Here is a 24,141-nt window from a genome sequence, read left to right on the forward strand (position 1 = left end):
GCTGAAGGGGCTTTGGATGGCCCAAGGGGCCGCGCGGGCTCAGGGCGCTTGCGGACCGTCCGTGACGACCGGCGGCGCGAACACCGGTGCTTCGACGAGCCGCGCCATGTGCAGCACGTCGTGCAGCGCGCCGTCGAGGATCGCGTCGCCGCGTGCGCGCGCTTCCACCACGAAGCCGAACTTGCGATAGAGCGCGAGCGCGCGCGTATTGTTCGCGAACACCTGCAACTCGACGCGGCGCAGCCCGAACGCGTTGTCGGCGGCGTCGAGCAGCCCCGCGAGCAGCAGCGAGCCCACCCCGCGCCCATGATACGCGTCGTGCACCGAAATGCCGATCGAGCCGCAATGCGAGCGCCGCCCGTCGTACGCGCGAAGTTCCGACTGCCCGACGATCTGCCCTTCGTATTCGGCGACGATCATCATCGAGTCGGCCTTCTGGGTCGCCAGCCACGCGCGCACCGCCTCGCCCGTGCGATAGCCGTGCGAGAGCGTGCCGGGACGCACGCCCGGCAGGTTCATGAGCGCGGCCATCGCCTCGCTGTCGTCGGGTTCGGCCGCGCGCACGCGCAGCGCTTTCGCGAACGCGGCGCGTTGCGCCGCCGCATCGTGAGGAAGATTCATGATGCCTCGCTGTCGATGTAGGGAAGCGGCGCACGCAGACGCCCCATCAGAAACGAATCGATGTACGCGCCGTCGCGCAGCATGTTGCCGCGCAGCCGCCCTTCGATCTCGAAGCCGAACTTGCGATAGAGCGCGATGGCGCCCTCGTTGTCGACGAACACCTTGAGTTCGAGGCGGCGCAGGCCGAGCCAGTTGTCGGCGAGATCGAGCATCTCGGCCATGAGCCGCGAGCCGACGCCGCGCCGCTGCCAGTCGCCGTGCACGCCCACGCCGATTTCCGCGACGTGCGCCCGGCGCATGCGGCCGACCTGCACCTGGCCTTCGCCGACCAGTTCCTCGCCCATCCATGCGCCGATCATGATCAGTTGCGGCGTGCGCTTCGCGATCCATTCGCGCGTGGATTCCAGCGTGCGAAACGGCGTTTGCGGATCGCCGTGCGCCATCGAAGGCGCGTAAATGAGCGCGTGCAACTGCTCCGCGTCTCGCTCTCTTATGCCGCGCAGCACGAGCGGCCCGCCCGTCTGCGGATTTGCGTTATTCGACATCTGTGCATCCTTGTTGTTTTACGTTTTGCTGCACTTCCGTACTGCGCTTTCCAGTTTCGCTGCCTCGCTGCTTTCTGCGGCGCGCCCTCGTGCGCGCCGCTTCCAACCCTGCGCGCTACAACACCAGTTCGAACGACTTCACGAGCGCGCCCGGCAGTTGCACCCCGCCGGTCGCGCGCTGTCCCCAGGTGGAATCGGAGAGCAGCAGTTCGGACTGCGCGCCCAGCGCTTCCAGGCGGTCGCCGAGCAGGCCGTAGAGGCTGTCGTCGAAACGCATGGCGTCGACGGGCGCGACGATCTCGCCGTCTTCCACCCAGAAGGTCGCGAAACGCGTCATGCCGGTCAGGCGGCAATTCATGCGGTCCGAGAAGTTCACGTACCAGAGATTGCCGATGTAGAGCCCGGTGCCCAGACGCGCGAGCACGTCTTCGGGCGCGAGGTCGCCGGTCGCCATCGACACCGTCGTGGCCATTTCCTGCGGCAGCGCGCCGTTCGGTTCGAGCCCGTACTCGCGCGCCGAACGGGCGCTCGTCAACTGGCCCACGCCACGGCCGCCCTCGATCAGCGGCACGCTCGCGCGCAGATAGCCGTCGTCGTTGAAGGCGGGCGAGATGCCGAGTTCGAGCGACTCGGTCAACGCCACGCGCGAATCGAATGCGACCGCGCCCGTGTTGAGCTTGTAGAGCGGACTCGTCGATGCCGCCTGGGCGCGCGCCGAAAAGCCGCCCCACGCCATCGACTGCACGAACTCGGACAGCGCCGCCGGCGCGAGCCACGCGCGATAGCCGCCCGGCGTGAGCACGCGCGGCGCGCGCAGCAGCACCGGCAGGCGCGCGGCCGCTTCGCTCACCTTGGCCGCGAACACGGCGTCGTCCCAGTTGTCGCCCGCATAGCGCGTCTTGATCGCGCGCCCGTTCGGCTGATACAGCGACCAGCTGAAATTGAAGTTCTCCACTTCGTACCAGCCGCGGCTGCCCGCCGTGGAGGCGAAGCCGCGCGAGAGCGTGCCGCCCGCGTAGAAGCCGACGAAATCGAGTCCCTGCGCGCATTGCGCGACGCGTTCGACGAGCGCCTGCGGTTGCGGCAGCTTGCCGTTGCGGCGCGTGCTGCGCGACCACGAGGTGGTGTCGAACAGCACGTGCGGATCGTCGGGCGCGTCGAGCAGACTTTCGCGCAGCGCCGCGAGCGCCTCGGCCGTGTGGCGCACGTCGGCGTTCGCGTCGCCGCTCAGGTCGAGCGTGGAATAGGCCTGACGCGCGCCGTGCACGAGCCGCAGCGTCAGACGCCCCTGCTCCACCTGGCCGCTCTGGCGCACCTTGCCCGCATTGAAGCGGATGAAATCGGACTGCTCGCCCGCGAACGCGCTCAGCACGGTTTCACCGGGCTGGCGCTGGCGCTCGATGGCGTCGGCAAGCATCGCGAAATGCGCGTGCCAGTCGATCGAGGCGCCCGGCGCACGCGTGGCAGCAGCGGCGGCATCCGAGCCTGCAAAAAGCAAATCGGTCATCAGGCGGCTCCGAACACTTCGACGTTGGAAAACACGCAGGCCGGCGAAGCGTGGCCCACGCGAATGACCTGCGCGGGCTCGCCCTTGCCGCACATCGGCGTGCCGTAGACCGCGCGCGTGGACGCGTCGCCCACTGCCGCGAGGCTGCGCCAGAAGCTCGCGGAAATGCCGCGATAGCTCGGCCGCTTGACGATCTCCGTGAGCTTGCCGTTTTCGATCAGTTGCCCGAACTCGCAGCCGAACTGGAACTTGTTGCGATGATCGTCGATCGACCAGGACGTGTTCGTGCTCATCAGAATGCCGTGCTCGACGCCCGCGATCAGCGCGTCGAGCGACTGGTCGCCCGGCTCGATATTGAGGTTCGCCATGCGGTCGATCGGCGGCCGGTTCCAGTTCGCCGCACGCGAGTTCGCCACGCCGGGCAGGCCCGCGCGCTGCTGCGAGAGCGCGCCGCCGAGCGGACGCTCCAGCATGCCCGCACGAATCAGATATTCCTTGCTGGCCGCGCTGCCGTCGTCGTCGAAGGCATAGGCGGCGGCTTCCTCGCGCGTGTCCGGGTCGAAGGTCACGTTGAGCAGTTCGGAGCCGTACTGATAGCTGCCGAACATCTCCGGCTTCACGAAGCTCCAGCCCGCGAAATTGCGTTCGTCGCCGAGAATGCGGTCGAGTTCGAGCGGATGGCCGATCGACTCGTGAATCTGCAGCATCATCTGGTCGGGCATCAGCAGCAGGTCGCGCTTGCCCGTGGGGCAGTTCGGCGCCGCGAGCAGTTGCAGCGCCTCGTTCGCGACGCGCGCGCCCGCGCCGTCGAAACCGTAGCGCGCGAGAATTTCCATGCCGCCCTGCGCGAGCAAGCCGTAGTGGCCGCCGAGCGTGCGCTCCTGGGTGTCGCCGTCGTCGTGCGCGACCACGGACAGCGCCGGCATCAGAAAGCGGAAACGCTGTTCGATGCGCACGCCGTCGCTCGTCAGATAGAGCTGGTCGCACTGCGTGACTTCCATGCCCGCCTGGCGCTCGACGATGCGCGCATCGAGCTTCGCCGCCGCGCATTCGTGCGCGAGGCGGTCGAGCCATTCGCGTCGCGACGGCAGCGCCGCCTGCGCGTTCGGCGAGACATACTCGCCGCTTTGCGCGGGCCGCGCGACCTCGCGATGGTCGATCAGCGCGTGCGCCGCGCTCGCCTGCGCGCGCGCCGTGGCGATCTCCAGCGCGCGTTGCAGACCGCTTGCGGTGAGGTCCGCGGTGGCCGCGTAGCCCGCGCCCGCGCCGGCCCAGGCCGTCACCATCGCGCCGCGCTCGCGCGCGATGCGCAGCGGCAGCGCCACGTCGTTGCGCACGACGTGATCGTCCTTGCGTTCGTCCACGAAACGTACCGACCAGAAATCGGCCGAACTGCGCAGTCCGCGTACGGCCAACGTCCAGCTTTCATCGATCATGCAATGTTCTCCTTGAGCGCGGCGGAGGCCGATGCCGGATTCGCCAGCATCGATGCCGCGAGCAACGACTGCGTATAGGGGTGCGTGGGCGCGTCGAGCACCGCGAGCGTGTCGCCCTGCTCCACGATGCGCCCCGCTTTCATCACGATCACGCGATGCGCCATCGCGCGCATCACCGCGAGATCGTGCGTGATGAACAGATAGCTCAAACGATACCGCTTTTGCAGGTCCGTGAGCAACGCCAGCACCTGTTTCTGGATGGAAACGTCGAGCGCGCTGGTCGGTTCGTCGAGCACGATCATCTCGGGTTCGACCGCGAGCGCGCGCGCAATCGCGATGCGCTGACGCTGGCCGCCCGAGAATTCGTGCGGATAACGCAGCATCGACTCGGCCGGCAGCCCGACTTCCTCCAGCAGCCCGCCGATGCGGCGGCGCTTCGCCTCGCCCTTCAGTTGCGGCTGATGCACCGTGAGCCCTTCGCCGACGATCTGCTCGATCGTCATGCGCGGCGAGAGCGAACCGAAAGGATCCTGAAATACGACCTGCATGCGCTTGTAGAGCGACAGGCGCTCGCCCGCGCCGCGCAGCGCCGCGAGCGGTTGCCCGTCGATACGGATCTCGCCCTCCGCCGCGCCCTGCAAGCCTAACACCGTCGAGGCCAGCGTGGACTTGCCCGATCCCGATTCGCCGACCACGCCGAGCGTTTCACCGCGCCGCAGCGTGAGACTCGCTTCGTGCACGGCGCGAAACGCGTCGCCGCCGAACAGCGAGCGCCAGCCCTTGCCCGCCGTGCGGTAATCGACGGCCAGATCTTTCACGTCGAGAATCACGGGCGCGTCGGGCGCGACCGGCTGCACCGCTCGCGACGGCTCGCTGTCGAGCAGACGCTGCGTGTACGGATGCTGCGGATTCGAGAACAGCGCCTCGGTCGTGTTGGTTTCCACCAGCACGCCCTTTTCCATCACCGCCACGCGCTGCGCGAAGCGGCGCACGAGATTCAGATCGTGCGTGATCAGCAGCACGGCCATGCCGCGCGCGGCTGCTTCCTGCTCCTGCAATTCGAGCAGCAGATCGACGATCTGCTGGCGCACGGTCACGTCAAGCGCCGTGGTCGGTTCGTCGGCGAGCAGCAGACGCGGACGGCACGCGAGCGCCATCGCGATCATCGCGCGCTGACGCTGACCGCCCGAAAGCTGGTGCGGAAAGCTGTCGATGCGGCGCTCCGGCTCGGGAATGCCGGTGCGACGCAGCAGTTCGATGCCACGCGCGCGCGCCGCATTCGGTCGCAGACCTTCGTGCAGGCGCAGGCTTTCCGCGATCTGCTTGCCGATCGTGAAGAGCGGATTGAGCGCGGTCATCGGCTCCTGAAACACCATGGCGATGTCGCCGCCGCGAATGCCGCGCATCTGGCGCTCGCTCTGTTGCAGCAGATCGACGCCGTCGAGCAGCATGCGCCCGCCGAGTTCCGCCTGCGCGACGAGGCCGAGGATCGACAGCGCCGTCACGCTCTTGCCCGAGCCCGATTCGCCGACCAGCGCGACGCGTTCGCCGCGCGCGATCGACAGGCTCAGATCGCGCACGGCGAGCTTGTCGCCGAAGCGCACCGAAAAGTCCTGAATATCCAGCAACGGTGCGCTCATCATTTGCCTCCGCCGAATGCCGAGCCGCGTGCGCGCGTGTCGAGCGCATTGCGCAGCGCGTCGCCCATGAAGGTCAGCAGCAGCAGCGTGATGACCAGCGCCGCGAACGCCGAAATCGAAATCCACCACGCGTCGAGATTGTTCTTGCCTTCCTGCAGCAACTCGCCGAGGCTCGGCATCGGCGGCGGCACGCCGAGGCCGAGGAAGTCGAGACTCGTGAGCGAGAGAATCGCCGCGCTCATGCGGAACGGCAGAAAAGTGATGACCGGCGTGAGACTGTTCGGCAGCACGTGACGCCACATGATCTGCCAGTTCGTCAGGCCCATCGTGCGCGCGGCCTTCACGTAGTCGAGCGAGCGGTTGCGCAGGAATTCGGCCCGCACGTAATCGGACAGCACGAGCCAGCCGAACATCGACAGCAGGATGAACAGCAGCCACAGCGTGGGCTCGAAGATCGACGCGAAGATGATCAGCAGATAGAGATCGGGCATCGAACTCCAGATCTCGATCAGGCGCTGGCCGATCAGGTCGGTGCGGCCGCCGTAGAAGCCTTGCACCGCGCCCGTGAGCACGCCGAGCAGCACACCCGAGACCGTGAGCGCGAACGCCATCAGCACCGAGAGGCGGAAGCCGTACAGCAGGCGCGCGACCACGTCGCGGCCGAACTGGTCGGTGCCGAGCCAGTTGCTCGACGACGGCGGCGCCGGATACGGACGTGCCGCGAAATAGTCGATCGTGTCGTAGCGGTACGGATTCGGCGGATAGACCGCGAAATTGCCGTGCGAGGTCAGCTTCGAGCGAATGTACGGATCCAGATAATTGGTCTGCGCGGGAAAATCGCCGCCGAACAAGGTCTCCGGATAATCCTTCACGATCGGGAAATAGTAGTGCCCGTCATAGCGCACCATGAGCGGCCGGTCGTTCGAGAGCACTTCGCCGAACAGGCTGACGACGAACAGCACCATGAAGATCACGAGGCTCCAGTAACCGAGCCGCTGCGAGCGAAAACGCAGCCACGTGCGACGCCACGGCGAAACCGGCTGCGCGTGCGCGAGCGTGGCGGAATCAGCGGTCCAGCCGGTGGAACTGGATGCGGGGGTCGACGAGGACATAGCAGACATCGGCAATGAGTTTGGTGACGAGGGCGATCAGCGTGAACAGAAAGAGCGAGCCGAGCACGACGGGGTAATCGCGGCGGATCACCGAGTCGTACGAAAGCTGCCCCATGCCATCGAGCGAAAAGAGCGTTTCGATCAGCAGGTTGCCGTTGAGAAAGGCGCCCACGAATGCGGCGGGCAGACCGGTGACGAGCGGAATCGCCGCGTTGCGCAGCACGTGCTTCCAGAGCACGTCGCGCTCGGGCGCGCCCTTCGCGCGCGCGGTCAGCACGTACTGGCGGCCGATTTCTTCGAGGAAGGTGTTCTTCGTGAGGATCGTGACGATCGCGAAGTTGCCCACCACCGAAGCCGTGACCGGCAGCACCATGTGCCACAGATAATCGAGCACCTTGCCGATCGCGCTGAGGTCGTCGAAGTTGTCGGAGGTGAGGCCGCGCATCGGAAACACCTGCCAGAAGGTGCCGCCGCCGAACATCATCAGCAGCAGCACGCCGAGCACGAAGCCGGGGATCGCGTAGCCCGCGAGCACCAGCACGCTCGTGACGGTGTCGAAGCGCGAGCCGTTGCGCACGGCTTTCGCAATGCCGAGCGGCACGGAAATCAGATACGTGAGGATCACGGTCCACAAGCCGAGCGAGATCGACACCGGCAGCTTCTCGCGAATCACCTGCCACACGCTCGCGTGCTGATAGTACGACTGGCCGAGATCGAAGGTGGCGTAGTCCTTGAGCATCATCACGTAGCGCGTGAGCGGCGGTTTATCGAAGCCGAACTGCTTCTTGATCTGCTCGATCTGCTGCGGGTCCACGCCCTGGCTGCCGTGATACCCGCCGCCGCCCGCGCCCACTTCGCCGCCGCGCGCGCCGCTGCCGTGACGCAACTGCGTGAGCACCTGTTCGACCGGACCGCCCGGCACGAACTGCGTGACGATGAACGTGACCGTGACCACGCCGATGAGCGTCGGCACCATCAGCAAAAGACGTCTGAGAATATAGGCGTACATGCGGCTCCTTACTGCACGGCGGCGGTGTGGGTGGACGAAGCGCCGCCCGCGCGCGCGGGATCGGGCGCGCCGGGTTTGCGGTACCAGTAGTCGATGGTCCACTCTTCCGGCACGTAGGTCAGCGGCGAAATGGCCGGCCGGCCGATCGTGGTCTTGAAGGCGATGCGCTCGTTCGGCGCGTAGTATTCGGGCACGAGGAAGTATTCGTTCATCAGCACGCGGTCGAGCGCATGCGTGGCCGTTTCCAGATCGGCGAGCGTGTTGGCTTTCTGCACGGCGTCGATGAGTTTGTCGACCACTTTCATGCGCACGCCCGGATAGTTTTCCGATCCCACCTGGCTGGCCGCCGCGCTGCCGAAGCGGCGCACCAGTTCCGCGCCCGGAATCGTGGTGGGCGCGTAGATGTAGGTGGTCATGTCGTAATCGAAATTGTCGATACGCTTCTGATACAGCGCGCTGTCGATCTCGCGCAGATGCGCCTGGATGCCGAGCATGCCGAGCGCCTGCGTGTACGGCAGGATCAGACGGTCCATGCCCGGCTCGTCGTCGATGATCTCGACGGTCATGGGCTCGCCGGCCGCGTTGCGCAGCGCGCCGTCGCGATAGTGCCAGCCCGCCTGCGCGAGCAGATCGCGCGCCTCGCGCAGATTGCCGCGCAGCGAATTGGGCGGCAGCGTGTTCGGCAACTGCATCATCGGGCCGAACACCTCGGGCGGCAGACTCGCGCGATACGGGTCCAGCAGCGCGAGTTCCTGCGGCGACGGCAGGCCCGTGGCCGCGAACGGACTCACGTCGAAATAGCTCTTCAGGCGCGTGTACTGACCGTAGAACATCATGCGGTTCATCCAGTCGTAATCGAACGCGAGCGAAAGCGCATGACGCACGCGCACGTCCTTGAAGCGGTCCTTGCGCGTGTTGATCAGCATGCCCTGGAACTGCGCGGGACTCGTCGCGAAATCGCGTTTTTCGAGCATGCCGTTGCGGAAATTCTTGCCCACGTATTTGCGCGCCCATTGCGTGGCGCTGTACTCCACGTGCACGTCGGCGTCGCCGGCCTTGAACGCTTCGAGCTGCGTATACAGGTCGAGATACAGATTGAAGACGATGCGCTGGAAGCGGTACATGCCGCGCCGCGTCGGCAGATCGGCGGCCCAGTAGTCGGGATTGCGGCGGTAGATGATCTGCTTGTCGTTCTTGCGCGACTCGATCAGATACGCGCCGCTCGCGATCGGCGGCACGTTCGAGAGCTGGTTGAACGCGATGGTCGTGCCGTCGGCCTTCTTCGCCCACTTCGGCGAGAACACCGGCAGATCGCCCGCGATCAGCGGCGCGTCGCGTTCGGCGCGGCGGAAATCGAAGCGCACCGTATGCGGGTCGATCACCACGACGTCGCGAATCACTTCGAACTGCGCGTTGAACAGCGGCGAGGCCTGCGGGCTCGTGAGCGTGTCGAACGAATACTTGACGTCGGCGGCCGTGATCGGGTCGCCGTTCGAGAAGCGCGCGCGCGGGTCGATATGGAAGGTCGCCGACGTGAGGTCGGGCGCGACGTCCACGCTCTGCGCGATCAGCGGATACTCGGAGGCGAGTTCGTCCCAGCTGCGCTGCATCAGCGTGTCGAACATCAAGTTCTTGATGTCCGGTGCGGGCGAGCCGCGCACGAGAAAGGGATTGAGCGAGTCGTAGCTCTGCGCCTGATCGAAATTCTGGAAGCTCAGCGTGCCGTCGGTGGGCGCGTCGGGATCGGCGTAATCGAAATGCGTGAAGTTGGCCGGGTATTTGGGCGAGTCGTACTGCGCGATGGCCGTGGCCGCCTGCGCGGCGCCGGCGAACGCCGCCCCCAGCGTGCATGCTGCAAGCGCTGCGCGGGCTGCCGCCACGACGCGCGCACACTTCGTCAGTCTCATCTTCGGTCTTTCTGTCCGCATGGTTTGCGTTGCGGCACGCGGCGCGCGCAGGTGATGCGCGCGCCGCGGCCTTGATGCGTCCTTCGTGAGGACAGGGCCGGTTGCCCGGCCCTTGCTGCTAGCCCACTGCGTTTAGAACTTGTACGTTGCGCCGATCTGCAGGTAACGGCCCACGTAGTTGTACAGCGACTGGTCGTAACCGGTCTGGTCGATCGAACCGAGCCAGAGCGGATCGTACGGCGGCGCCTTGTTGAAGATGTTGTTGATGCCGCCGTAGATGGTCCAGTGCTTGAAGCCCGAGTACGCGACGTTCAGGTTGAACTGGCTGTACGAGCCCGTCGAGTAGTTGTAGCCCAGCGCATCCGAATACGGGCCGACGTACTGCCAGTCGAGCGTCGCATTCCACTTGTGCCAGTTCCACGACAGATCCGTGGTGCCCTTCCAGCGCGGGAACGAGCCGCCGAACGGCTGCGCGAGCGTCGAGTCGTTGCCTGCGCCGTCGATCGTGCCCGTGCTGCCGCCGATGCCGTCCATCTTGAAGTGCCAGACGTAGGCCCAGTCCGCCGACAGCGTGAAGCGGCCGATCTGCGTGTTGATCGACTGGCTGAAGGTGGTTTCGAAGCCCGACGTGTCGAACGAACCGAGGTTCTGGTACGGCTCGACCATGTAGGCAATCGAGCCGTCCGAGTTGTAGACCGTCTTGCTCGGGTCGACCACCGCGCCGATCGCGTTATCCACGTGAATCTTGTAGAAGTCGAAGCCCACATCGGTGCCGCGGGCCGGCGAGAGCTGGAAGCCGATGTTGTAGTTCTTCGTGCGTTCCGGCTGCAGCTTCGTGTTGCCGGTCGTGACGACGGTTTCATCCGCGCCATTCGGACCGACCGGCGAGATGCCCGTGCTGGTCGAGTTGGTGTTCTCGACGAAGCTCGGCGCACGGAAGCCGCGGTTGTACGAACCGTACATCGTGAACTGCTGGATCGGCTGGAAGCGCAGTGCGAAGCGCGGCGAGAACGCGCCGCCGAAGTCGCTGTAATGGTCGTAGCGGCCCGACTGGCTGAAGGTCAGGATGTGCTGCCAGAGCGGCACGTCGACCTGGTAGTACACGGCCGCGACGTTGCGCTCGCCGTCGACGGTCTGCAGCGCCGGGCTCAGCACCGAGCCGTCCATCGTGTTCGCGCCCTGGTTGATACGCTCGCTCTGGTGCGTGAACTGGCTGCCGAGGCCGAGACCCACGTCGCCGGTCGGGATGTGGAACAGGTTCGGCGTGGACAGCGTGGCGTCCACCACGTCGAGCTTCGACACCGCGATGTTGTTGGTGTCGGTGAACACGCCGTTCAGGCCGTTAGGCGTCGCCGACGGATTCGCGAAGTCGTAGGTGCCGTTCGCGAGCATGTTCTCCACGCCCGCCACGCTCAACTGGCCCGTCGTGGTGTTCGTGACCGTGCTCTGCGAGTGGCCGTACGACAACGCCCAATCCCAGTCTTCCTTCGAGACCGAGAAGTTGCCCTTGATACCCATCGCCGCGCGGTAGAAGTTCGCTTCGGTGGTATCGGAGACCGTGTTCGGCAGCCACGTGAAGATCGTCGCGTCGGTGCCGTACGGGTTGTACTTGTTGCTGGCCGGCACCACGGCCTGCCATGCGGAGAGCGTGCCGGTGGCCGGGTCGTAGACCGTCTTGTTGCCGAGGTACGACGTGAAGTCGTTGGTGACCGTCTTGATGTTGCTTTCCCAGAGGTCGGCCCAGGCCGTGGTGTTGTCGTTGACCTTGAAGTCCGCGTGAACCTTGGCGTTCCAGCGCTCGGTCCACGGATCGATCGAGCCCGATTCGGCCGTGTTGCGCCCGCACACCGTGCCGCCCGAGGCCGCGCCCGTGTTCGACGCGATGATGTTGCTGCCGTACGGCTGGACCACGCCGCCGCAGGGACCGACGGCTTCCGCGAGGCCCGAGGTCGGGTTCAGCCAGTACGACGGCGAGAGGACCGAGCCGCCGAAGCCCTTGTTGCTGAAGTCCTGGTTTTCGGTGGTGTCGCGGTCGGCGAGCGTGAAGCCATTCGACTTGTAGTAGCTCGCCGTAGCGGTCACGTTGAAGCGGTCGCTCGTGAGATTGCCGAAGCCGCCGAGAATGCCGAACTTGGTCGTGCCCGCGCCGCCTTGCGTGGCGCCGCCGTAGCTGCCGTCCAGTTGCAGGCCCTGGAAGTCGTGCTTCGTGATGATGTTCACGACGCCCGCGATAGCGTCCGAACCGTATTGCGACACGGCGCCGGTCTTGACCACTTCGATGCGGTCGACGGCGTTCAGGGGAATGGCGTTAAGGTCGAAGAAGGTGTCGGTGCCGTTCACGGCGAAGCCGTACGGCGCGACACGCTGACCGTCCACGAGCACGAGCGTGTACTTCTCGCTCAGGCCGCGCAGTGCGATACCGGCGCCGCCGGCCGCGAAGCTGTCGTCGTTCGACTCGCCCCAGCTGTTCGCGGAGTTCGCCGAGATCGTGCGCATGTAGTCCGAGACGCTCGTCGCGCCCGAATTCTGGATCTGCTGCGGCGTGATCGTCTGCACCGCCTGATAGCCGGTCTTGTCGGACTGGCGGATCAGCGAGCCGGTCACCTCGAACTTCTTGAGCTGCGCGACGTTGTCGCCGTTCGCCTTGGTCGTCGTCGACGACGAAGCCGAGGGCGCCGTCGACGCCGCAGCGTCGGACGCACCCGTGGCCGCCGCGGCGGCGGTCGCGCCGCTCGTGGCGGCAGGCTGGCTTTGTGCGAATGCCGGCGCCGCAATGGCCGCCGATAGTGCGACTTCAGCCCAGATTATCCTTTTGATGGCTAGCGCCAAAACCCTCTGTTTCACTTTTTCCCCTTCTCACTCGTCAGTCACGCCCACTTGCGTCACGCGGGGCGAGGTCTTGTGAACCTCGCCGTCGATTGACGACGCTGTCGCGTCGCGCCCATTGTGCGAATCGCCCCGACGGCGCGGTTGCATCCGGCGCGGCGATTCACCCAAACCCCTTTTGAAATCGGACTGCTAACGGCTTTCAAAGCATGTGCGCCACGCAATCACAGCACTACGTCTTTCTTTGCGGACGCCTTCTGTCCCGCGCGGCAACCCCTGTTTATGCTTGCGCGCCGCGCGGGTGAAGTCTTCACATTACATTTGGACTACTAATATTTCTGTATTGCCGTGAAGCGCTTTTTTCTGTTGCAACGGCGTTTCTCAAATCAGCTTCGGCGTCCCCACCCAGACGAATACGCTTTCCGTATCCGAGGGATTGGCCCACGCGTGCGGCACCGCCGATTCGAAATGTGCGGTGTCGCCCGCGCGCAGCACGAACGTCGTATCTTCCAGCGTAAGCGACACTTCGCCGCTCATGACATACAGGAACTCTTCCGTTGCCTGCGCAACGACGTCGAAACGTTGTGCGCCGGCCGGCATCTTCACGAGCTGCGCGTCGAGCTTGCGGTCGCCGCCCGTCGACGTCAGCCGGCCATACTGATTCGCCGACCCGGTGAAACCAAAAAACTTCAGGCGCTCGGCGCGGCGCACGACCTGCTCTTCCGCCGGTGTTTCGATGAAGTACTGCAAGGTGACGCCCAGCGCCCGCGCGATGCCGATCAACGAGCGCAATGACGGCGTGGCGCGCCCGCGTTCCACCTGCGAGAGATAAGGCTTGGATATTCCCGCCAGCTCCGCGGTCTCCTGCAACGTGCGCCTGAGGCGCTGACGCAGGGCGCGAATGCGGCGGCCGGTGGTTGCTGCAACGTATGCCTTCTCGTCAAGTGGCGAAACCATAGCAAGACAAAATAACGCGTCAAAATTTGTTTGATTAGATCGAACCTCTTTTTATGGCGCGACACCTCCATCGGCTCGCCCCAAAAAACGAGCCGCTTTTTATTTCGAACGGTTTGAACGCACAACGAGAGAAACGTACTGCGTAAAACGCCTGCAATTGGTGCGGATCGCGCCCAATTACGGTGATGCAATTACATCGTCATAACGACGATATAACAACGAGATAACAGCGCGATTACCTCACCGCGCCGCTATCGCGATTACTTCGCCGCAATCGGCAGCCAGAGCTGGGCGAGATCGGCTGAACCGTCATTGCCCTTGACCGCCTTGAAGGCCGTTACCGCGCGCGCCTTCTGGCCCGCGAAGTAGTACGCCTCGCCAAGCCGCAGACGCGCCATATCCGGATGATCGACGCCCTTGGCGAGCGCCGCGTCCATCGCCGAGAAACCGGCCTGCTGCTGCCCCGCGAACACCTGATTGAAGCCCAGATCGAACGGCGAAAGCGGATTCTGCGGATCGGCGGGCGCGCTCGCACGTTTGGCGGCGAGCGCCTGCAGCCGACGCTCGCGGTCCGCCTGCGCGTCGTGGCCGAGCACGCCGCTCGTGAAGCCCTGATCGACGACCTGCTTGCCTTCCGCCGTCGACCCGGCCATGATCGCGAGCTGCGTGAATTCCATGTAGTCGTTCGCGCCCGACAACGAACCGGCGGCGCGACGCAGCCGGTACACGTCGACATCGAGCGCGGAGAGATAACCGGGCTTCGCGCGGATGGCGTGAATCAGGTCGTCCCAGTAAGCGGGTTTCGGGTGATACGCCACGAGCTTTTCGAGCGCGCCGCGATAAGCCGCCTGATCGTTGGCCTTCTGCGCGACGGTGCCGAGCAGCTGCAACTGCGCTTCTTCGGGCGCGTGACCGGCGCGCACCTGCGCATCGACGCTCGAACGCAGCAACGCGAGCGCGCCCGCGTTGTCGCCCGAGAGGTAATACGCCTCGATCAGCAGCGTCTGCATCTGCGGATCGGTGCCGCCCGCCTTCTGATAGCGCTGCGCGGTGCGGATCGCCTTCGCGTAATCCTTCTGCTGGAAATACAGCCCGGCGAGCGCGGCCGCCGTGCGCTGCTCGTCCTCGCCCTTCACCTGGCCGCCCGCGAGCAGCGTTTCGTACGCACGCTCGGCGGTGGCGTTGTCGCCCGCCGCCGCCGCTGCCGCGCCGCGCATCTCTTCGACCATCAAGGTCTCGTAGTCGGTGCGGCTGGGCACGGCGGCCGCCTGCGCGATCTTCGCGAGCGCCTCGCTGTAGCGGTGCGCGCGATAGAGCGTCTGCGCGTCGTTGAGCGGCTTCGCCACTTCGGGACGCAAGGTCGGCGCCGCCTGCGCGGCCTGCATCGCGAACGGCGCCGCGCCGAACACGCCGGCGCCGCCCAGCGCGGCGGCCAGCACGGCCTGTCTGAATCGTCGGGAAATACGCGCCACGTCGTTCCTCACTGCATGTACTGTTCGTTGCCGATCAGGCCGATCTTCGTCGCGCCTTCGCGCTGCGCCGCGGCCATCACGGCCGCCACGTCGCGATACGGCACGAGCCGGTTCGGCCGCACGTGAATCTCCGGCTGATCGGGCTGCGCGGCCGCCTGCGCGAGCCGCGATTCGAGGTCCGCCTCGGTGGGCACGGCCTGGCCGTTCCACGTCGTGGTGCCGTCGAAGTCGATGTCGATCTGCACGATCTGCGGCTGCGTGGCGGGCGGCGGCGGATTGCCCACCGGCAGATTCATCTTGATCGAATGCATCTGGATCGGAATGGTGATGATCAGCATGATCAGCAGCACCAGCATCACGTCGATGAGCGGCGTGGTGTTGATGTCCACCATCACTTCCGGCTCGCCGCCGCCACCGCCCGACCCCACGTTCATACCCATGACTTTCCCCTGCTCAATGAAACCCCCGCCCTCAAACCGGCGGATGGAACCCGCTCATCGCGCTCAACCGCCGCGTGCGGGCGGCTCCGTGATGAACGACACCTTCGCGATACCCGCGCGCTCGCACGACGTGAGCACCCGGCCGATGAACTCGTAACGCGTGCCCTGATCGCCGCGCACGTGCACTTCCGGCTGCGGCGTCTGCTGCGAGGCCGTTTTCAGGCGTTCGAGCAGCGTGGGCGCGTCGACGAGCGACTCGTTCCAGAAGAAGTTGCCGTCGCGATTGATGGCGATCTCGACGCTCTTCGGCGTGGTCTGCAGCGGCTGCACCGTTTGCTTGGGCAGCTGCACAGGCACGGTATGCGTCACCACCGGAATCGTGATCAGGAAGATGATCAGCAAGACCAGCATCACGTCGACGAGCGGCGTCGTATTGATGGCGGAGATGACTTCGTCGTCGCCGTCCTCCTGCCCCACGCTCATGGCCATGGCGTACCTCGTTCGACGGGATTATTCGGCCATCGCGACGGCGCGCGACGCGGCGCGCGCGCCACGCTTGCCGCCGGCGAGCAGGACTGCGTGCAACTGGGCGCCGAAGGCGCGCACGCGCTCCATCACGGCCTTGTTACGACGCACGAGGAAGTTGTAGCCGAGCACTGCCGGCACCGCGACCGCGAGGCCGATGGCCGTCATGATCAGCGCTTCGCCCACCGGACCCGCGACCTTGTCGATCGACGCCTGGCCCGCGATGCCGATGGCGGTCAGCGCGTGATAGATGCCCCAGACCGTGCCGAACAGGCCGACGAACGGCGCCGTGGAGCCGACCGTGCCGAGGAAGGCGAGGCCGTCCTGCAGGCGGTTCGAGACGTTGGTGATGGCGCGCTCGACCGAGACGTCGATCCACGTGTTGCGGTCGACCGCTTCGAGCAGCGCTTCGTCGTGATGCTCGCCCGCTTCGATGGCCGTTTCGGCGATGAAGCGGAACGGCGAGGTTTCTTCGAGCTGCTTCGCGCCGTCGGCGAGCGTGGGCGCGTTCCAGAGCTGGTCGTCGGCGACCTTCGCGCGGCGGTTCGCACGAGCCTGCTCGATGAACTTGGTGATCATGATGTACCAGCTGCCCATCGACATGATCACGAGCAGCAGCAGCACGAAGCGCGCGACGAAGTCGCCGTTCTTCCACAGCGCGCCGAGGCCATACGGGTTGCTCACGGTCTCGGACGTGGCGGGCGGCGGCGGCGGCTGGTCCGCTGCCGGGACCGGCGCGGGCGCCGTGGCGGCCGTGGCCGGCGCGCTTGCGGTTGCGCCGGCCGAAGCCGTGGCGCTCGTGTCGCTTGCTTGCGCATTGGCGAGCGTAGGTGCAACAAAGGTGTCGACCGTGGCTACGGCGAACAACATGCTGGCCGCCAGTGCGGCGAAAGAACGCTTCTTCATGCCTGCTCCAGTTCAATCGTTGAACTTGTGAATCGTGACTAATGAATCGCCACCCGAATGCTGCCGCCCGCGCCTCAGTTGAGGTTGAACGAGAACGGCACCTGCACGCGGACCGGCTGCCCCTGCGAAATGCAATTGAACTGCTTCACCGCGTTGAATGCCGCACGATCGAGGCTGTCGTCGTCGGCGGACTTCGCCACGCGCTCGTTCGTGATATGGCCTTGCGCGTCGACGACGAACTCGATCAGCACATCGCCCGTCACGTTGTTTTCCTGCGCTTCCTGCGGATACTTGATCGACGAACGGATCTGGTCCGAGTTCGGGCACACCACGCCCACCTCGTGGCTCACCGGCTTGGCCGGCGCCGTTACCGGAGCCGGCGGCGCGGGCGGCGCCGTCACGGGCGCGCTCTGCACCGGCGTGGCCGCGTGCGTGATGGTGGCCTGCGGCGGCGCCTGCACCGGCACCTCGGGCGGCGGCACGAACGGCGGCGGCGGCGGCGTGAACTTCGGCGGCGGCAGCTGCACGGTCGGCAGCGGCGGCGGAGGCGGCGGCTTCACCGGCTCGATGATCTTCGTTTCGATGGGATGCTGAATGACCTGCACGACCTTGGTCGCAAGACCGTTGATCAACGCGTAGATCAGCACGATGTGCAGCAACAGGACGATCGCGATGCCGCCAAAACGGCGCACCGGGTTCTGCTGCTTGCGGCCGAACTCGCGAGGCCGCGCGGGCCGTTGCAGCGCGGCGCCCGCCGATTGCAAACCGACTTCCCCTTTCATCACCACCTTCGCTCCCTCGGGCGTCTTGCGCCCACTTTCCGCTGTGCAGCAACGCCGGCGCCGATCCGGCGCGGGCGTTGCATCAAGTCAGGTGTTTCTTTCGCAGTCCGAATGGCATGCATGGCATCGGGATCCGTTGTGGGAAACCCGATTCATGCGCTGGCACGGAAGCGGTCTGCGGCATCGCGTCATTTCCGGCGCTTCGACAGCATCCTCACGCATGGCGCGGTGACAAACGTGTGTCGAAGTTCAGTAACGCGTGTGGCGGACTGAACGATAGCAAGTAAAAAAAAGCTCAGTAAACTTTTTTTGATGGGAGATTACCGAAATTAGAAAAATCACTCTAAATCGCCACAAATCCCGCCCGGAGCGCGTCCTGGATATTGACCCGCTTTAAATTTAAATGCAGGAAATGCGATATCTTACAAATAGCAGAATGAACATTTCTTTTGTATTTCAATTTAAGCGAAATGAATCAAACTGGTGCGATGGCTTTAAAACGCCACATATTGGTGCATTAAAAGGATTTCGGCGTGTAAAAGCGAAATATGTAAAGTATTTGTAATTAAATGCCCATTGCCGGTGTGAAACCGGTGATTTTCTCGCTTATTTCGCAACACGAAGGGTTATTCGACTGGCGTTGAATTCGCGCCAAATAATCAGGATGACTTTACGACGTTCGGCCGTCACTCCAATTTACTTCGGCATCCTGATAGAACGTTTCGAGCCTGTTTTCAGGCTCGAAACACACGTTACGCCTTCACCACCGTCAAGCCCGCCTTTTCGATCGGCTTCACGAGCCGCGCATCCGCGCCCGCGTCGACGATGAGCGTCTGCGCCAGATCGAGTTCGCCGATGCGATACGGCGACGCCGTGTTGAGCTTCGACGCGCACGCCAGCACGACCGTTTCCGCCGCGCGCTGCGCCAGCGCGCGCTTGACGTAGGCCTCTTCGAAGTCGCCGGTGCTCAGCCCCGCCTTCGCATGCACGCCCGTCACGCCCATGAAGTAGAGATCGGCGTGTATGTGCGACATGGCCTCGACGGCCGCCGCGCCCACTGCCACGAGCGAATGCTTGTAGAGCTTGCCGCCGATCAGCACGACGTCGATCGACGGATGCGCCGCCAGCGCCACGGCCACGCTCGGACTGTGCGTGACCACGGTCGCCTGCAGATCGGGCGCGAGGCACTGCACCAGCAGCGCCGACGTGGTCCCGCCATCGACGATCACGACCTGCCCCGGCTCGATCATCGCGGCGGCCTTGCGCGCGACGCGCTGCTTCGCGGCCACATCCATATCCTGACGCTGCGCGAGCGGCGCAACGGCCGGCGAAGCGGGCAACGCGCCGCCATGCACGCGCTGCAAGCGCCCTTCGGCGGCCAGTTCGCGCAGGTCGCGCCGCACCGTGTCCTCGGACACGCCGAACTCCACGCTCAGCGCGCCCGCCAGCACCTGGCCGTCGCGTTCGAGTGCATCGAGAATCGCTTTCTTGCGTTGACTCGTCAGCATGATTTGCACGAATTTTCTTGTAATTTCACGAACGTGCACGGTAGCACGCGGTGCTTCACGCCTGCAACTCAAGCTTCCAGTCTGGGACTCAGCGTCTCCACGAGGAAGTCGATGAACACGCGCACGCGCGCCGTCATATGACGCTGATTGCTGAAGATCACGTGGATGTCCTCGATGTCGCCCGGGTTGTAGTCGGGCAGGAGTTCGACGAGGCGTCCCGACGCGAGATCGTCCTTGATATGAAAGAGGCCCAGACGGCTGATGCCGAGACCTTCGAGCGTCATCTGGCGCATCGTCGCGCCGTTGTTCGTGAGGATGTCGCCGCGCACGGGAAAGTGAAACACGCGCCCGTCGATGCGAAACGGCCATTCGTCCATCGCGCGGCGAAAGTTGAAGTTGAAACAGCGATGGCCCGCGAGATCTTCGGGCGCTTGCGGTACGCCGTGCGCTTCGAGATAACGCGGCGCGGCCACCACCGCGCGTCCCGTCGACCCGAGCTTGCGCGCATGAAAATTCGCATCCGACAACGGCCCCGTGCGCACGGCCACGTCGACGCGTTCGCGTTGCAGATCCACCACCGCGTCCGTCAACGAGAGATCGACGCGAATGCCGGGATAGCGCGCGGTAAACAGCGGCATCAGCGGCACGATGTAATGCGTGCCCATCGGAATCGACACGTTGATGCGCAGCGCGCCGTGCGGCGCCGTGATGCCCTCGGCGATGCCGTGCTCGGCTTCGTCGATGTCGTCGAGAATGCGCACGCAGCTGTCGTAGAACAGCCGCCCTTCGTTGGTCACCGCGAGATGCCGCGTGGAGCGCTGAAACAGCAGCACGCCGAGCCGTTCTTCGAGGCGGCTGATCACCTTGCTGACCGCCGAAGGCGTGAGCTCCAGCGTCTTGCCCGCCGCCGAAAAACTGCCGGTTTCGACCACGCGCGTGAACACCCGCATTTCGCCGCTTCGACTGTCCATGTGAACGTTTGATTCCAGAATTTAGTTCACAAATGATATTCCATTGCACCAGCTAGGAAAAGGAATCCACGGCGCTCACAATGGTTGTTTCGAAGACGCGCGCACGCCGCAGCCAAGGACAGCCAGCACCATGACGACACTTTTCGATGCCTACGATCTCGCGGGCCGCCCGCTCCGCAACCGCGTGGTGATGGCGCCGATGACGCGCGCCCGCGCGCCCGGCAACGTGCCCAACGCCGCCACCGTGCGCTACTACGCGCAGCGCGCGAGCGCGGGCCTGATCGTCACGGAAGGCACGCCGATCAGCCCCGAAGGCAATGGTTTCGTCGATTGCCCCGGCATCTGGAACGACACGCAGGTGGCCGCGTGGCGCGACGTGACCGATGCGGTGCACGACCTCGGCGGCACGATCTTCACGCAGATCTGGCACGTGGGCCGCATGAGCCACGTCTCGCTGCAACCGGGCGGCGCGGCGCCGGTCAGTTCGACCACCGCGCAGGCCGCGAAGAGTTCCGCGTTCGGTTACGACGAGCACGGCCAGCCCGCCTTCGTAACCGCGAGCAAGCCGCACGCGCTCACGCTCGACGAAATCGCGCGCGTGATCGAGGACTTCGCGAACGCCGCGCAGAATGCCGTGGACGCCGGTTTCGACGGCGTCGAAATTCACGGCGCGAACGGCTATCTGGTCGAGCAGTTCATCAACGGCGCGGTCAACGACCGCACGGACGCCTACGGCGGCGACACGGTGGAAAACCGTGCGCGCTTCGCGCTCGCCGTGGTGGACGCCTGCATTGCGCGCATCGGGCGCGAGCGCGTCGGCATCCGGCTCTCGCCGTTTGGCCGACTGCACGAACTCGGCGACTTCGACGGCGAAGCGGACACCTTCCTCTATCTCGCCCGCGAACTCGGCGCGCGCGGCATCGCCTACGTGCACATCATGGATCAGGCCAGCCGCGGCGCGCCCGCCATGCCCGCCGGTTTTCTCGAACGCTTCCGCGCGACGTACCGCAGCGAAGCGAGCGGCACAAGCGGCGCCACGCTGATCCTCGCGGGCGGCCTCGATTTCCAGAAGGCCAGCGCGCTGCTTGCCAGCGGCACGATCGACCTCGCCGCGTTCGGCGCGCCGTATATCGCGAATCCGGATCTGGTCGAGCGCTTCCGCCACGGCTGGGCCATCGCGAAGGTCGATGCAAGCACCTACTACGGCGGCGACGCGCACGGCTACACCGACTATCCGCATTACACGGGCGACGCCGCGCACGACAGCGCCAACGAAGCCGCGCACGACGTCACGGCCTGATTTTCCCCACACTCACATTCTTTAGAGCATCGACATGAAACCGGTTCTTATCGTCATGACCAGCCACGGCAGCAAGGGCGAAGGTGGAGATCCCACGGGCTTTTATCTGTCGGAAGTGACGCATCCGCTCGCCGTGCTCGAAGCCGCCGGGATTCCGGTCGAATTCGCCTCGATCCAGGGCAGCGAGCCGCCCGTCGACGGCCTCGATCTCGACGATCCCGTGAACGCGCGCTACTGGAACGACGCCCGTTTTCGCGCCGCGATCGCGCAGTCGAAAGCGCTCGCCGATGTCGACCCGAGCACGCTTTCCGCGATCTTTTTCGCGGGCGGCCACGGCGCGATGTGGGACTTCCCGACCAGCGCGGCCGTCAACGATAAAACGCGCGCCGTGTGGGAAGCGGGCGGCGTGGTGGGCGCGGTCTGCCACGGTCCCGCCGCGCTGGTCAACGTGACGCTCAGCGACGGCCGCTATCTCGTCGCGGGCCGCAAGGTCGCCGCGTTCACCGATGCCGAGGAAGAAGCCGTCGGCCTCACGCAGGTCGTGCCGTTCCTGCTTTCCAGCACGCTCGCGCAGCGCGGCGCGCAGATGCAGCCGGGCGCGGAATGGACGCGCACGGTGGCCGTCGACGGCAAGCTCGTGACCGGCCAGAATCCGCAATCGGCGACCGGCGTGGGCGAAGCGATCCGCGATCTGCTCAAGTAAGCGGGCGCATCCACGCGCAAGCGTATCAACGTCAAATGAACGGCGAGCGCCAACGCTCGCCGTTCACGCTTTCTCCATCACCGATAGCGCGATGTCCTTCTGCGCTTCCAGCGCCTCGACCTGCCGGATCAGCGACGCGCGAATCGATTCGTACGCCGAGCGCCCGAGCGCGAGACGCAAAGGCGGCGACGCGCTGTCGATCGTCGCGATCATGGCGTCGACGGTCTTCGCCGCATCGGCGAATTCGAAATAGCCCGCGTCGAGCGCGCGGCGAATCTCGCCCACCGGCGTGGCGTCGTAGACGCGCATCGGCTGCGTGCGATCGAGGCCCGCGCCGAAATTCGTGCGCGTCGCGCCCGGCTCCACGATCACGAAGTCGATACCGAACGGCGCCACTTCCTGCGCGACCGCTTCGACGAAACCCTCGATGCCCCACTTGGTCGCGTGATACGCGCTGAACGCCGGATAGGCGATGCGACCGCCCTCCGACGACACCTGCACGATGCGCCCGCCGCCCTGCTCGCGCAGACGCGGGACGGCCGCGCGAATCAACTGCATCGAGCCGGTCAGATTGGTCGCGATCTGCTGCTCGATGCGTGCGTCGTCGAGTTCCTCCGCCGCGCCGAACAGGCCGTAACCCGCGTTGCTCACCACCACGTCGATGCGCGGCAGCGCCGCGAACGCGTGCGCCACGGCGGTGCGCAGCGTGTCGAGTCGCGTCAGATCGAGTTCGACAACGTGCAGACGCTCACCATATCGCTCGCGCAGATCGTCGAGTGCGCCGGGCTTGCGCAGCGTCGCGACCACGGCGTCGCCGCGCGCCAGCAGACGCTCCGTCATGCCCCGCCCAAGGCCGCTCGACGCGCCGGTAATCAGCCAGTTCTTCGTCATGTTGCGCTCCGTCGATGAATGTTGGCTTCATGCTAGAGCGGTATGATTCGTCGCAGAAGCCCCGCCAATCGGCATCTCGTGTTGAGGAAAATTCACCAATGCGCAAGTCCACCAGCAAAGCGACCAGCAAACCGCCGGGCAAGCCGACGCTCGCCGATCTCCAGGCGTTCATGACGGTCGCCGCGCGGCGCAGTTTCGTGCAGGCGGCGGGCGAACTCGGTGTGTCGCGCTCGGCGCTGAGCCACGCGATGCGCGGGCTCGAAAACACGCTGTCCGTGCGATTGCTGCACCGGACCACGCGCAGCGTCTCGCTGACCGAAGCGGGCGAGCGGCTGCTCGGCCGCCTGCGGCCCGTGCTCAGCGAACTCGATCACGCGCTCGACGACGTGGCGCGCGACGACGAGGCGCTGCGCGGCTCGCTGCGCATCAACGGCAGCGACGGCGCGATCCGCCATCTGCTGCAAACCGTCGTGCCGCGCTTTCTCGCGCAGTATCCGCAGATGGAGCTGGATCTGGTGTCCGAGGGACGTTTCGTCGATATCGTCGCGGAGGGTTTCGATGCGGGCGTGCGGCTCGGCGAGGCCGTGCACAAGGACATGATCGCCGTGCGCATCAGCGACGATCTGCGCTTTCTCGCCGTGGCCTCGCCGCGCTATCTGCGCAAGCATGGGCGTCCGGCGCTGCCCGGCGATTTGCAGGCGCATCGCTGCATCCGCCAGCGGCTGCCGGGCGGGCGGCGTTATCGCTGGGAATTCGCGCGACATGGCGAGGCGGTCGCGATCGATCCGCCCGGCGCGCTCACGCTCGACAGCAACACGCTGATGGTGGAAGCCGCGCTCGACGGGCTCGGCATCGCTTACGTGCCGGAGCCTTACGCGCGCGACGCGCTGGCGCGCAAGCGGCTCGTGGCCGTGCTCGAAGACTGGTGTCCGGCGATACCTGGGTTGTTTCTGTACTTTCCGGGCAACCGGCATATTCCCGCGGGGTTGCGGGCGTTGATGGAGGTGGTGCGGGCGGAGCGGGAAGAAAGCGGCGCAGCACCATGAACGGCATCGCGCAGCCCGTGCAGGCCGCGCAAACACA

21 protein-coding genes are annotated in these 24,141 nt (G+C 65.5%); 3 read left to right on the top strand and 18 right to left on the bottom strand.

Features of this window, described 5'->3' with window-relative positions:
- Positions 1–39: 39 nt before the first annotated feature.
- The 17 genes from SB764_RS02185 to SB764_RS02265 all read right to left on the bottom strand — a co-directional run bounded on the left by SB764_RS02185 (position 40) and on the right by SB764_RS02265 (position 20,164).
- The gene (locus SB764_RS02185; protein WP_065063916.1) at positions 40–621 is read right to left on the bottom strand and encodes a GNAT family N-acetyltransferase; all 582 of its coding nucleotides are present in this window, start codon (positions 619–621) and stop codon (positions 40–42) included.
- Positions 618–1,166: a GNAT family N-acetyltransferase gene (locus SB764_RS02190; protein ID WP_065063914.1), complete on the bottom strand. Its 549-nt coding sequence runs from the start codon at positions 1,164–1,166 to the stop codon at positions 618–620. Before SB764_RS02190 ends, SB764_RS02185 begins: the two co-directional genes overlap by 4 nt.
- Positions 1,167–1,281: 115 nt before the next feature.
- A complete protein-coding gene (locus SB764_RS02195) occupies positions 1,282–2,583 on the bottom strand; it encodes a TldD/PmbA family protein (protein ID WP_321904190.1) in 1,302 nt (433 codons plus the stop codon).
- A gap of 89 nt (positions 2,584–2,672) precedes the next feature.
- A complete protein-coding gene (locus tag SB764_RS02200; RefSeq protein ID WP_110327091.1) occupies positions 2,673–4,109 on the bottom strand; it encodes a TldD/PmbA family protein in 1,437 nt (478 codons plus the stop codon).
- A complete protein-coding gene (locus SB764_RS02205) occupies positions 4,106–5,749 on the bottom strand; it encodes an ABC transporter ATP-binding protein (RefSeq protein ID WP_074983382.1) in 1,644 nt (547 codons plus the stop codon). The genes SB764_RS02200 and SB764_RS02205 overlap by 4 nt, the downstream gene beginning before the upstream one ends.
- Positions 5,749–6,861, bottom strand: coding sequence for an ABC transporter permease (locus SB764_RS02210; RefSeq protein ID WP_065063908.1), 1,113 nt, complete (start codon positions 6,859–6,861; stop codon positions 5,749–5,751). The genes SB764_RS02205 and SB764_RS02210 overlap by 1 nt, the downstream gene beginning before the upstream one ends.
- Positions 6,815–7,870 carry a microcin C ABC transporter permease YejB gene (locus tag SB764_RS02215; RefSeq protein ID WP_065063906.1) on the bottom strand — a complete coding sequence of 352 codons (1,056 nt, stop codon included), beginning with the start codon at positions 7,868–7,870 and terminating at the stop codon, positions 6,815–6,817. Before SB764_RS02215 ends, SB764_RS02210 begins: the two co-directional genes overlap by 47 nt.
- Before the next feature lie 8 nt (positions 7,871–7,878).
- Entirely contained in the window at positions 7,879–9,777 is a 1,899-nt protein-coding gene (locus SB764_RS02220) for an extracellular solute-binding protein (protein ID WP_410862502.1), read from the bottom strand.
- A 132-nt stretch (positions 9,778–9,909) separates the two neighbouring features.
- Positions 9,910–12,621 (bottom strand): TonB-dependent receptor, encoded by a 2,712-nt coding sequence (locus tag SB764_RS02225; protein ID WP_065063902.1) that lies wholly within the window; start codon positions 12,619–12,621, stop codon positions 9,910–9,912.
- A 363-nt stretch (positions 12,622–12,984) separates the two neighbouring features.
- Positions 12,985–13,560 (bottom strand): helix-turn-helix domain-containing protein, encoded by a 576-nt coding sequence (locus SB764_RS02230; protein ID WP_065063901.1) that lies wholly within the window; start codon positions 13,558–13,560, stop codon positions 12,985–12,987.
- Between the two features lie 260 nt (positions 13,561–13,820).
- Complete coding sequence (locus tag SB764_RS02235; protein ID WP_410862504.1) at positions 13,821–15,032, bottom strand: tetratricopeptide repeat protein; 1,212 nt, start codon at positions 15,030–15,032, stop codon at positions 13,821–13,823.
- 8 nt (positions 15,033–15,040) lie between these two features.
- A complete protein-coding gene (locus SB764_RS02240) occupies positions 15,041–15,472 on the bottom strand; it encodes an ExbD/TolR family protein (RefSeq protein WP_124261542.1) in 432 nt (143 codons plus the stop codon).
- Positions 15,473–15,535: 63 nt separating this feature from the next.
- Entirely contained in the window at positions 15,536–15,961 is a 426-nt protein-coding gene (locus tag SB764_RS02245) for an ExbD/TolR family protein (RefSeq protein ID WP_065063895.1), read from the bottom strand.
- Between the two features lie 21 nt (positions 15,962–15,982).
- Entirely contained in the window at positions 15,983–16,903 is a 921-nt protein-coding gene (locus SB764_RS02250) for a MotA/TolQ/ExbB proton channel family protein (RefSeq protein WP_065063892.1), read from the bottom strand.
- Positions 16,904–16,977: 74 nt separating this feature from the next.
- Complete coding sequence (locus SB764_RS02255) at positions 16,978–17,685, bottom strand: energy transducer TonB (protein WP_065063890.1); 708 nt, start codon at positions 17,683–17,685, stop codon at positions 16,978–16,980.
- Positions 17,686–18,437: 752 nt separating this feature from the next.
- Positions 18,438–19,193 carry a DeoR/GlpR family DNA-binding transcription regulator gene (locus SB764_RS02260; RefSeq protein ID WP_074983235.1) on the bottom strand — a complete coding sequence of 252 codons (756 nt, stop codon included), beginning with the start codon at positions 19,191–19,193 and terminating at the stop codon, positions 18,438–18,440.
- 68 nt (positions 19,194–19,261) lie between these two features.
- On the bottom strand, positions 19,262–20,164 hold the full coding sequence (locus tag SB764_RS02265; protein WP_065063886.1) for a LysR family transcriptional regulator: 903 nt from the start codon (positions 20,162–20,164) through the stop codon (positions 19,262–19,264).
- Positions 20,165–20,294: 130 nt separating this feature from the next.
- Here SB764_RS02265 and SB764_RS02270 point away from each other — a divergent pair, with 130 nt between their 5' ends.
- Together SB764_RS02270 and SB764_RS02275 are read left to right on the top strand one after the other, a co-directional pair.
- Positions 20,295–21,464: an alkene reductase gene (locus tag SB764_RS02270; RefSeq protein ID WP_110327094.1), complete on the top strand. Its 1,170-nt coding sequence runs from the start codon at positions 20,295–20,297 to the stop codon at positions 21,462–21,464.
- A 34-nt stretch (positions 21,465–21,498) separates the two neighbouring features.
- Positions 21,499–22,167 (top strand): type 1 glutamine amidotransferase domain-containing protein, encoded by a 669-nt coding sequence (locus tag SB764_RS02275; RefSeq protein WP_410862508.1) that lies wholly within the window; start codon positions 21,499–21,501, stop codon positions 22,165–22,167.
- Positions 22,168–22,230: 63 nt separating this feature from the next.
- On the opposite strand, the gene SB764_RS02280 is transcribed toward SB764_RS02275, so the two are convergent.
- Positions 22,231–23,058 (bottom strand): SDR family oxidoreductase, encoded by an 828-nt coding sequence (locus SB764_RS02280; protein WP_321902332.1) that lies wholly within the window; start codon positions 23,056–23,058, stop codon positions 22,231–22,233.
- 98 nt (positions 23,059–23,156) lie between these two features.
- Here SB764_RS02280 and SB764_RS02285 point away from each other — a divergent pair, with 98 nt between their 5' ends.
- Positions 23,157–24,104 carry a LysR family transcriptional regulator gene (locus SB764_RS02285; RefSeq protein WP_410862510.1) on the top strand — a complete coding sequence of 316 codons (948 nt, stop codon included), beginning with the start codon at positions 23,157–23,159 and terminating at the stop codon, positions 24,102–24,104.
- Positions 24,105–24,141: the final 37 nt, after the last annotated feature.

The sequence above is a fragment of the Paraburkholderia sp. SIMBA_027 genome (assembly GCF_046535315.1).
Lineage (GTDB): Bacteria > Pseudomonadota > Gammaproteobacteria > Burkholderiales > Burkholderiaceae > Paraburkholderia > Paraburkholderia tropica.

Excerpts from the sequence above, each read along its gene's own strand:
- SB764_RS02270 (WP_110327094.1), top strand. The coding sequence starts at position 20,295 with ATGACGACACTTTTCGATGCCTACGATCTCGCGGGCCGCCCGCTCCGC.
- SB764_RS02190 (WP_065063914.1), bottom strand. The coding sequence starts at position 1,166 with ATGTCGAATAACGCAAATCCGCAGACGGGCGGGCCGCTCGTGCTGCGC.
- SB764_RS02220 (WP_410862502.1), bottom strand. The coding sequence starts at position 9,777 with ATGAGACTGACGAAGTGTGCGCGCGTCGTGGCGGCAGCCCGCGCAGCG.
- SB764_RS02280 (WP_321902332.1), bottom strand. The coding sequence starts at position 23,058 with ATGACGAAGAACTGGCTGATTACCGGCGCGTCGAGCGGCCTTGGGCGG.
- SB764_RS02250 (WP_065063892.1), bottom strand. The coding sequence starts at position 16,903 with ATGAAGAAGCGTTCTTTCGCCGCACTGGCGGCCAGCATGTTGTTCGCC.
- SB764_RS02260 (WP_074983235.1), bottom strand. The coding sequence starts at position 19,193 with ATGCTGACGAGTCAACGCAAGAAAGCGATTCTCGATGCACTCGAACGC.
- SB764_RS02245 (WP_065063895.1), bottom strand. The coding sequence starts at position 15,961 with ATGGCCATGAGCGTGGGGCAGGAGGACGGCGACGACGAAGTCATCTCC.
- SB764_RS02195 (WP_321904190.1), bottom strand. The coding sequence starts at position 2,583 with ATGCTTGCCGACGCCATCGAGCGCCAGCGCCAGCCCGGTGAAACCGTG.
- SB764_RS02275 (WP_410862508.1), top strand. The coding sequence starts at position 21,499 with ATGAAACCGGTTCTTATCGTCATGACCAGCCACGGCAGCAAGGGCGAA.
- SB764_RS02210 (WP_065063908.1), bottom strand. The coding sequence starts at position 6,861 with ATGTCCTCGTCGACCCCCGCATCCAGTTCCACCGGCTGGACCGCTGAT.
- SB764_RS02185 (WP_065063916.1), bottom strand. The coding sequence starts at position 621 with ATGAATCTTCCTCACGATGCGGCGGCGCAACGCGCCGCGTTCGCGAAA.
- SB764_RS02285 (WP_410862510.1), top strand. The coding sequence starts at position 23,157 with ATGCGCAAGTCCACCAGCAAAGCGACCAGCAAACCGCCGGGCAAGCCG.
- SB764_RS02240 (WP_124261542.1), bottom strand. The coding sequence starts at position 15,472 with ATGGGTATGAACGTGGGGTCGGGCGGTGGCGGCGGCGAGCCGGAAGTG.
- SB764_RS02215 (WP_065063906.1), bottom strand. The coding sequence starts at position 7,870 with ATGTACGCCTATATTCTCAGACGTCTTTTGCTGATGGTGCCGACGCTC.
- SB764_RS02265 (WP_065063886.1), bottom strand. The coding sequence starts at position 20,164 with ATGGACAGTCGAAGCGGCGAAATGCGGGTGTTCACGCGCGTGGTCGAA.
- SB764_RS02255 (WP_065063890.1), bottom strand. The coding sequence starts at position 17,685 with ATGAAAGGGGAAGTCGGTTTGCAATCGGCGGGCGCCGCGCTGCAACGG.
- SB764_RS02200 (WP_110327091.1), bottom strand. The coding sequence starts at position 4,109 with ATGATCGATGAAAGCTGGACGTTGGCCGTACGCGGACTGCGCAGTTCG.
- SB764_RS02230 (WP_065063901.1), bottom strand. The coding sequence starts at position 13,560 with ATGGTTTCGCCACTTGACGAGAAGGCATACGTTGCAGCAACCACCGGC.
- SB764_RS02205 (WP_074983382.1), bottom strand. The coding sequence starts at position 5,749 with ATGAGCGCACCGTTGCTGGATATTCAGGACTTTTCGGTGCGCTTCGGC.